The sequence below is a fragment of the Neobacillus drentensis genome, from assembly GCF_036962765.1.
In the GTDB taxonomy this organism is placed as follows: Bacteria; Bacillota; Bacilli; order Bacillales; family Cytobacillaceae; genus Neobacillus; species Neobacillus drentensis_C.
The window spans coordinates 1-7,884 of the sequence record NZ_JBALOS010000020.1 but is presented as its reverse complement, the minus strand read 5'-3'; the positions used below and the strand labels follow the sequence as shown (position 1 = coordinate 7,884).

Sequence of the window (7,884 nt, the reverse complement as noted above, 5' to 3'; positions counted from 1 at the left end):
TAGTAAATGACCCTTATTATGCTCCAATAGCAACAAAGTTTACGAAAAGAGCCTAATCAGAAGAGGTGTTAGTTTTTGAATGGGAATACAACTACAAAGCAAGAGGGAGATTCGTTAGCGTTTCACAATAAAAGAGTCAGAACATCCATTAAAGGAACTTTTGTATTAATCGTCGGAATGGTACTAATCCTAATCTCGATGGGATTATCCATTGCATACGGGGCAGCGGATATAAAAATGGCTACGGTCTGGGAGGCGGTCTCCCGTTTTAATCCTGAAATAACCTCTCATCAAATTATTCAAGAAATTCGTATGCCAAGGGCAATCGGTGCGGTATTAGTTGGAGCTTTTCTTGCTGTTTCAGGTGCTGTCATGCAGGGATTAACACGAAATCCACTCGCCTCTCCTTCCATCATGGGCGTGACTGATGGTGCGGCTTTTGCGTTAGTTATCACGCTCGCCTTTATTCCGACTGCGACGATGTTAGGCCTAACCTTTTCTTCATTTGTCGGAGCGGGACTTGGTGTTATCCTTGTGTTTACAATTGGGGCTTTTTCAAAGGGAGGCTTGACCCCAGTAAAACTTGCTCTTGCCGGGGTTGCGGTGGGATCGATGCTCAGTGCATTTTCTAGTGCCATTGCTCTTCATACGCAAGTTGCAAAGGACATGAGTTTTTGGTATGCCGGAGGATTAACTACGGTAACATGGGAATCCATTAAGATTTTACTTATCACTGGTGGATTTGGATTATTGCTAGCCCTTTACATCTCGAGGTCCATCACCATTCTTAGCTTAGGGGAAGAAGTGTCAAAAGGACTTGGCCAAAACACCCTTTTAGTAAAATCACTTGGTGTGATTGTGGTATTAGTGCTAACCGGTGCTGCCGTTTCTGTTGCGGGTGCTATTGGTTTTATTGGGCTAGTGATTCCACACATTACCCGCTTTATCATCGGATCAGATTACCGCTGGATTATTCCCATTTCTGCGGTATTAGGCGGACTGTTACTCGTTCTTGCCGATATTGCAGCTAGAATGGTGAATGCCCCATTTGAGACGCCTGTTGGTGCCATAACGGCCATCATCGGTGTTCCTTTCTTCTTGTACCTTGCTCGAGGGGAAAGGAGGGGGCTGTAATGAATCAATCGAAAGCGAAACAGAAAAAATTTATTGTCCTCATTAGCCTTTTATTTATTTTAACAATTATTACTTTTATTATAAGTTTAAATCTTGGTGTGGTACGGATTGCCCCAATCGATGTTTTCAAGACATTACTGGGGAAGGGAACGGCACGCGACCAACTCGTATTAGTGGATTTTAGACTGCCAAGAATGATACTGGCATTATTGATTGGTGCAGGATTAGCAGTCTCTGGTGCAATATTGCAAGGTGTGACGAAAAATGAACTAGCGGATCCTGGTATATTAGGCATTAATTCAGGAGCCGGGTTCATGGTTATCTTATTTATCTATTTCTTTCAAGGCTCTATGAACAGCGTGAGTACAATTGGGATCTTTTTATTGCCACTATTTGCTTTAGTAGGCGCGGTAATCGCGGCATTCCTGATTTATGTCATAGCATGGAAAAAGGGGATTGACCCTGTTCGGTTAATTTTAGTCGGGATTGGGGTAAATTCAGGGTTTGGAGCAGCGATTGTTATTTTTCAATTAAAAATGAACCCGCAAGACTTCATGCAGGCAGCTGTCTGGCTGTCAGGTGATATTTGGGGGACGAATTGGAAATTCGTTGCGATTCTTGCCCCGTTAATCCTGCTGCTTCTTCCTTTTGTCTTATATAAAGCACATATCTTAAATATCATGAATTTAGGTGACCAAGTCGCGACAGGATTAGGCATTCAGGTAGAAAAAGAAAGACGTTTGTTGCTTCTAGCGGCAGTGGCCCTTGCAGGCTTCAGTGTCGCCGCAGGAGGCGGAATTGCCTTTTTAGGATTAGTTGCTCCGCATATTGCCAAACGATTAATTGGACCAAAGCACCAGCTGTTTTTGCCTATAACGGCGGTGTTAGGGGCATTCGCGCTTTTATTAGCTGACACGATTGGTAAAAATCTGCTCGCCCCAACCCAAATTCCGGTGGGAATTGTCGTAGCAATATTTAGTGCACCATATTTTATTTTTTTATTAATGAAAGCCAAATAAAAATAAGGGGGAACGGATTGTGGTTTCACTTTCTACCGAGAATCTTCAGATTGGTTATGGAGACAAGACGATCGTTGAAAACTTGAATTTACACATAAACAAAGGGGAAATTACCACCATTATCGGCGCCAATGGCTGCGGGAAATCCACGATTTTAAAAACATTAGCGCGTGTCCATGCAGCCAAATCTGGAATCGTCTACTTAGATGGAAAGATGATTCACAAGGTTCCAACAAAAGAAATCGCAAAGACAATGGCTGTACTTCCGCAAAGTCCTGAGGCTCCTAACGGCTTAACAGTCTATGAATTGATATCCTTTGGGCGTTCCCCGCATCAAAGCGGAATTGGCAGATTAACGGATATCGACCGACAGGTGATTAAATGGGCGCTAGAGGTGACCGGACTTAGTTTATTCGCTGATCATCCTGTGGATGCACTTTCCGGCGGACAGCGTCAACGCGCTTGGATTGCGATGGCCATTGCCCAAGAGACGGATCTCTTGCTGCTCGATGAGCCAACTACTTACCTTGATATGGCGCACCAGTTGGAGATTTTGCAACTGCTTGAAAAACTGAATAAGGAACAAAACCGGACCATCGTGATGGTCATTCACGATTTGAACCATGCGTCACGGTTCTCCCATCATATGGTGGCTCTTCGTAAGGGGACTATTGTCAAAGAGGGTAGCGCAGAAGAGGTGATGACCTCAGACGTATTAAAAGCGGTTTTTCAAATTGATGCAGAAATTGTCAAAGATCCACGGACGAAAAAGCCAGTATGCCTTTGCTATGATTTAATTCAGAAAGAGCAGTCGTTAGACAATCGAAAAGTCATGAATTTCTAGTGAAATCGGATTGGGTGGGGAATGAAATGAAATTATACGATGTAACCATCATCGGTGGTGGACCAGTGGGCTTATTTACTGCTTTTTATTGTGGGATGAGAGAGATGGAAACGAAAATTATTGAATTTCTCCCCTACCTAGGAGGGAAGGTTTCCTATTTCTATCCAGAAAAGGTCATCCGCGATATTGGCGGGATTCCGGCTATTTCAGGAGAAAACTTAATTCAACAGCTGGTTGTGCAAGCCCAAACCTTTAACCCGACGATTGTTTTAAATCAACAAGTTATGGGGCTAGAGAGGTTAGAAGATGGGACCTTTCTATTAACAAGTCACAACGGGGAAAAGCACCATACACGGGCAATTATCTTAGCTACGGGATTCGGAACGTTAAAAAGTGCGAAGCTTGATGTAGAAAATGCAGAGCAATATGAAGGTAAAAACCTGCGGTATGCGGTGGAAAGACTGAATAACTACAAAGATAAGCATGTTCTTATATCCGGTGGAGGAAATTCTGCCGTTGATTGGGCAAACGAGCTGCTCCCGATTGCGCGGCAGGTTACTGTGGTCCATCGCAGACATGAGTTTTCAGGGCTTGAACGAAACATCAGCAACTTGCGGAATTCGACGGCGACCATCCTGACCCCTCATGTATTGGAGGAATTACATGGGGAGGGTGAACGAATTACGAGTGTTAGCGTTAAAAACCTTGAAACGAATGACACCCAGACCATTGAAGTAGACGAAGTTCTAGTCAATCATGGCTTCTGCATCGACCTAGGCTCGATCAAGAGATGGGGATTAGAGTTCGAATATGGAAATATCAAAGTAGATAACCAGATGCAAACCAATATCGAAGGAATCTTCGCAGCGGGAGACGCCGCAAACTACCCAAATAAATTACACCTAATAGCGGGCGGATTTTCCGAAGGCCCCACTGCTGTCAATAGTGCCAAAGCCTACATAGAACCCCAAAAAGAACTAAAACCCATCTACTCCACCAGCCATTTTTAAGTTGGTGTCAGGCACCGACTGTGTACATTTGTTCTCCTGGTAAGGACAAAACAAAGGCACCATCCGTATTAATGGATGGTGCCTTTTTACCTTTAGGTATTTTGTTTGGCTGGACGGGTTTGAAGGTATTTATGTCTGGTATAAAAGATTGTTGTCATGATGATGGATATGCCTCCAAATAGAACGCACATGAGCTGCAGGCCAATGAGGTCTAGGAGAAAGCCGCTAATGAGCAGGACGATCTGAAAGGTTATCCGGTCCAGCATGTTTCGGAACGAAAAAAAGCGGCCATGAAATTCCTTTGGTACCTTTGTTTGAAAAATGGTGGCAGCTGTCGGGAAAAAGCAGCCGACAGAAAATCCAAAAAGCGCAAACGCTGCAATGGTCAACACTGGATTGTCAGCCATATAGAGAAGCAGCTGTGAACCCCCAATCAGTAAGGAACAGGCAAATAAGATGATGTAGGGTGAAGTTCTGTCACTGACTAATTTAATAAGAAAAGCACCAAGCATGAAGGAAGTTCCCTCTGCTGTGTAAATCCAGCCTTTTATGGCTGAACTATCCTGGAGTTCACTAATGTTAATGACTACAAGGTTAAATCCGCCTAGAAATAGGACCGGGACCAATGTCATGATAAGCGTCATCAAGACAATAGGCAGACCTTTAATAATTGGAAATACATCTTTAAAGATCGTTTTTTCAGTAGGGCTATTCTTTGCTATTTGAAGCTCCCTTGATTCATCGATATCCAAGAACCAAGTGAGGATAAATAATCCAATATAAGCGATCAGAGAACTGACATATAGCATGGATAATGGCAGGATCACCAACAAAACGCCGGCCACCGCTGTTCCGATAATGCGAGACAGCGTCGATACATTCATATGAATACCATTTAATTGGAGCAAATCCTTTTCAGCCACAATCAGCGGCAGCGCTGCCTGCAGGGCAGGAAAATAAAACGCTGCGGAAATCTGCAGCAAGACTAGAAACACTAGCATCCACCAGATGGAGCCAGTAGCTATCGCAATTAGCATAAAGATGACACTGATAGCCCTTACAAATCCAGCTAACAGCATGACTGTTTTCTTACTTACTTGATCAGTAAGCCGGCCAGCATAGGGGCCAACAGCAATTCCAGCAAGCAATCCAGCCGCCAGAAGCAGTGATTTTAAGAAATCCGAAGGCAGCTTCGCCTGCATGAATTCCAAATTACCAATAATGCCAAGCCACAAACCGAGGCCAGCGATAAATTCCCCTGTTAACAATATCCAAACATTCTTGTTCCTCAACATACGATGTTTCCCTCAATCCCTCTATTCGTATTTATACGAAAATATAATACTATTCAAAATAGTATCAGAAAAAGGTGTCAGGCACCACTAGTGAACAAATGGCATTTTGTTTCACTTGAAAAGTAACTCTTCCCTCAAATGTTCAATTTTTGTTAAAAAAATATAAAGAAAAATAGGCCATTTTCAGGAGAAGTAGGGCAAAAAACAAAAGGGAAAATACGGGATTTGTGTTTAAAATCCTTTTGCTCTCATACCAATTTCCTATGATCAAGCAATTTAAAGAGGATTCATCTTTACAATGGTTTACATTCGCTTAATAAAACCCCTTTAAAATAGAGTCGTAATAATTAGCAATTTAATTTGAGGGGGAAATTCAATTGTTTAAGAAAAAACTAATGAAAAAGGTTCTTCCAGTTGCTGTTCTTTCAACTATTGCGTTTAGCAGCCTTGTCGGAAACGGTACTGTTCATGCGGAATCAGAAAAAAATACGAAAAACAATGCGGAAATTAAAAATGTCATTTTTCTAATTGGTGACGGTATGGGTGTTTCTTATACCTCAGCTTATCGTTATTTAAAGGACAATCCTGCTACGAAAAGAGTAGAGCCAACGGAGTTTGATAAATACTTAGTTGGACAACAGACAACATACCCAGAGGATGCGAAGCAAAATGTAACGGATTCAGCATCAGCTGCCACGGCAATGGCTGCTGGTGTCAAAACATATAATGCTGCGATCGCCGTTGATAATGACAAATCTGAAGTCAAAACAGTCCTTGAATCTGCAAAAGAGCAGGGGAAATCAACAGGTCTTGTTGCTACCTCAGAAATTACACATGCTACACCTGCATCGTTTGGTTCTCACGATGTAAACCGAAATAACATGAATGCCATAGCAGATGATTATTATAATGAAATGGTAAACGGAAAACACAAAATTGATGTCCTTTTGGGTGGCGGCTCAGATTTATTTATCCGACAAGATCGTAACCTTACTGATGAATTCCAAAAAGACGGATACAGCTATGTTTCTACCCTTCAAGAATTGAAAAAGGATAAGAATGACCAGGTACTCGGTTTATTTGCGAAACGCGGCATGCCAAAAATGATTGATCGCACGGAAGGAATGCCTTCACTTGCAGACATGACGACTTCAGCAATTGAGCGCTTAAATCAAAATAAAAAAGGTTTCTTTTTAATGGTAGAAGGAAGTCAAATCGACTGGGCTGGTCACGATAATGATATTGTTGGTGCGATGAGTGAAATGGAAGATTTCGAAAAGGCGTTCAAAGCAGCGATCGATTTTGCCAAAAAGGATAAACATACATTGGTCGTAGCAACAGCCGACCATTCAACTGGCGGTTACTCAATTGGTGCTCGCGGCGAGTATAACTGGTTTAGTGCCCCAATCAATGCTACAAAACGTACGCCGGATTATATGGCAGAGCAAATTGCAAACGGTGCAGATGTGAAAGAAACATTGAATAAATATATCAATCTTACATTAACAGATAAAGAGATTCAGTCGGTTAAAGATGCAGCAGCAACCAAGAAAGTAGTGGATATCGATAATGCGATAGAACAAATTATTGATACCCGTTCATTCACGGGATGGACGACGGGCGGACATACGGGTGAAGATGTAAATGTCTATGCTTTCGGCCCAGCGAGCGAACGCTTTGCCGGACAAATTGACAATACAGACAATGCTAAAATCATCTTTGACCTACTTGAAAAAGGCAGTCGAAAAACAGTCGTCGAAGACAAGTAAGCTAAGTTTTCACAATAAAGAGGACAAAGATTTAGCAATCATATATCCCGTTGCGTTTTAAAGCAACGGGATAGCTTGCTAAAAAGACCGTTTTTACTTGATGGGAGGAAACGAAGTGAAACAGGCAATGATAATTATTTTATTTGTTTTCCTTCTAACTGGCTGTTCATTTGTATCCATTCAGCCACCTAGTGAGAAGACTGACACAGCAACAGAGAATTCTTCGACAGCTACCAAAAAGATTTCTGCAGACGATCATGATGCTTATTACAATAGCCCTCAGGTAACCGATGATTCAACGTTACAAAAACCTGGGCAGTCGGCTACAGATGAAAAAGGAGAAGCCACTTTAAAACAAATGAAACAAATCAATAAGGTCTATCATTTTGGAGATATCGAGTACACAATCAAAGAAATGAAACTACTGCACTACCGGCCAGATTATAGTTTAATTGATTATTTCCATCCGTTAACGGAAGCCGAGGAATTTGATTTTATAAAAATAAGTGTGGATATTAAAAATCACTCGAAAGAGAAGCTAAATTTTGCCCCAGTTGCCCTGTTTGAAACGAACACAGGAGAGAAAATGGATTGGAAACAGGATATGTATCTTGAACATTTAAATGGGGAAATCGAAGGAAGCCAAATAAAGCGGGGAAGTCTAGGATTCATCGTCAACCAAGCAAACAGTAAAGAGATTCAATGGATAAAAATCTTAACAAGTGATGTGTATAATGCTCAACAAGAAAGACTTGAAGAAGCAGAAAAAATCCAATTAAATTTCTAATAGAGAATGAAAAGGGTGTCAGGCAC

Annotated in this window: 7 protein-coding genes; 6 read left to right on the top strand and 1 reads right to left on the bottom strand. The window is 41.9% G+C overall.

Going from position 1 to position 7,884, the window contains the following annotated elements:
- The first annotated feature begins 177 nt into the window (after positions 1 to 177).
- From V7137_RS03415 to V7137_RS03400, 4 genes are read left to right on the top strand one after another with little or no spacing between them, the layout of a single operon-like run.
- Positions 178 to 1,134: a FecCD family ABC transporter permease gene (locus tag V7137_RS03415; RefSeq protein WP_335696787.1), complete on the top strand. Its 957-nt coding sequence runs from the start codon at positions 178 to 180 to the stop codon at positions 1,132 to 1,134.
- A complete protein-coding gene (locus V7137_RS03410) occupies positions 1,134 to 2,153 on the top strand; it encodes a FecCD family ABC transporter permease (protein WP_335696758.1) in 1,020 nt (339 codons plus the stop codon). The genes V7137_RS03415 and V7137_RS03410 overlap by 1 nt, the downstream gene beginning before the upstream one ends.
- Positions 2,154 to 2,172: 19 nt before the next feature.
- The gene (locus tag V7137_RS03405) at positions 2,173 to 2,997 is read left to right on the top strand and encodes an ABC transporter ATP-binding protein (RefSeq protein ID WP_335696757.1); all 825 of its coding nucleotides are present in this window, start codon (positions 2,173 to 2,175) and stop codon (positions 2,995 to 2,997) included.
- 14 nt (positions 2,998 to 3,011) lie between these two features.
- The gene (locus V7137_RS03400; protein ID WP_420490082.1) at positions 3,012 to 4,007 is read left to right on the top strand and encodes an NAD(P)/FAD-dependent oxidoreductase; all 996 of its coding nucleotides are present in this window, start codon (positions 3,012 to 3,014) and stop codon (positions 4,005 to 4,007) included.
- A 92-nt stretch (positions 4,008 to 4,099) separates the two neighbouring features.
- Here V7137_RS03400 and V7137_RS03395 read toward each other — a convergent pair whose 3' ends face one another.
- The gene (locus tag V7137_RS03395; RefSeq protein ID WP_335696755.1) at positions 4,100 to 5,302 is read right to left on the bottom strand and encodes an MFS transporter; all 1,203 of its coding nucleotides are present in this window, start codon (positions 5,300 to 5,302) and stop codon (positions 4,100 to 4,102) included.
- 395 nt (positions 5,303 to 5,697) lie between these two features.
- Between V7137_RS03395 and V7137_RS03390 the strand changes: the two genes are divergently transcribed.
- Both V7137_RS03390 and V7137_RS03385 read left to right on the top strand, forming a co-directional pair.
- Complete coding sequence (locus V7137_RS03390; protein WP_420490081.1) at positions 5,698 to 7,071, top strand: alkaline phosphatase; 1,374 nt, start codon at positions 5,698 to 5,700, stop codon at positions 7,069 to 7,071.
- 115 nt (positions 7,072 to 7,186) lie between these two features.
- Positions 7,187 to 7,858, top strand: coding sequence for a hypothetical protein (locus V7137_RS03385; RefSeq protein ID WP_335696753.1), 672 nt, complete (start codon positions 7,187 to 7,189; stop codon positions 7,856 to 7,858).
- Positions 7,859 to 7,884: the final 26 nt, after the last annotated feature.

What these genes read in the sequence shown, in the direction of transcription:
- V7137_RS03415 (WP_335696787.1), top strand. Translation starts at nt 178, where the DNA reads ATGGTACTAATCCTAATCTCGATGGGATTATCCATTGCATACGGGGCA.
- V7137_RS03410 (WP_335696758.1), top strand. Translation starts at nt 1,134, where the DNA reads ATGAATCAATCGAAAGCGAAACAGAAAAAATTTATTGTCCTCATTAGC.
- V7137_RS03395 (WP_335696755.1), bottom strand. Translation starts at nt 5,302, where the DNA reads ATGTTGAGGAACAAGAATGTTTGGATATTGTTAACAGGGGAATTTATC.
- V7137_RS03390 (WP_420490081.1), top strand. Translation starts at nt 5,698, where the DNA reads ATGAAAAAGGTTCTTCCAGTTGCTGTTCTTTCAACTATTGCGTTTAGC.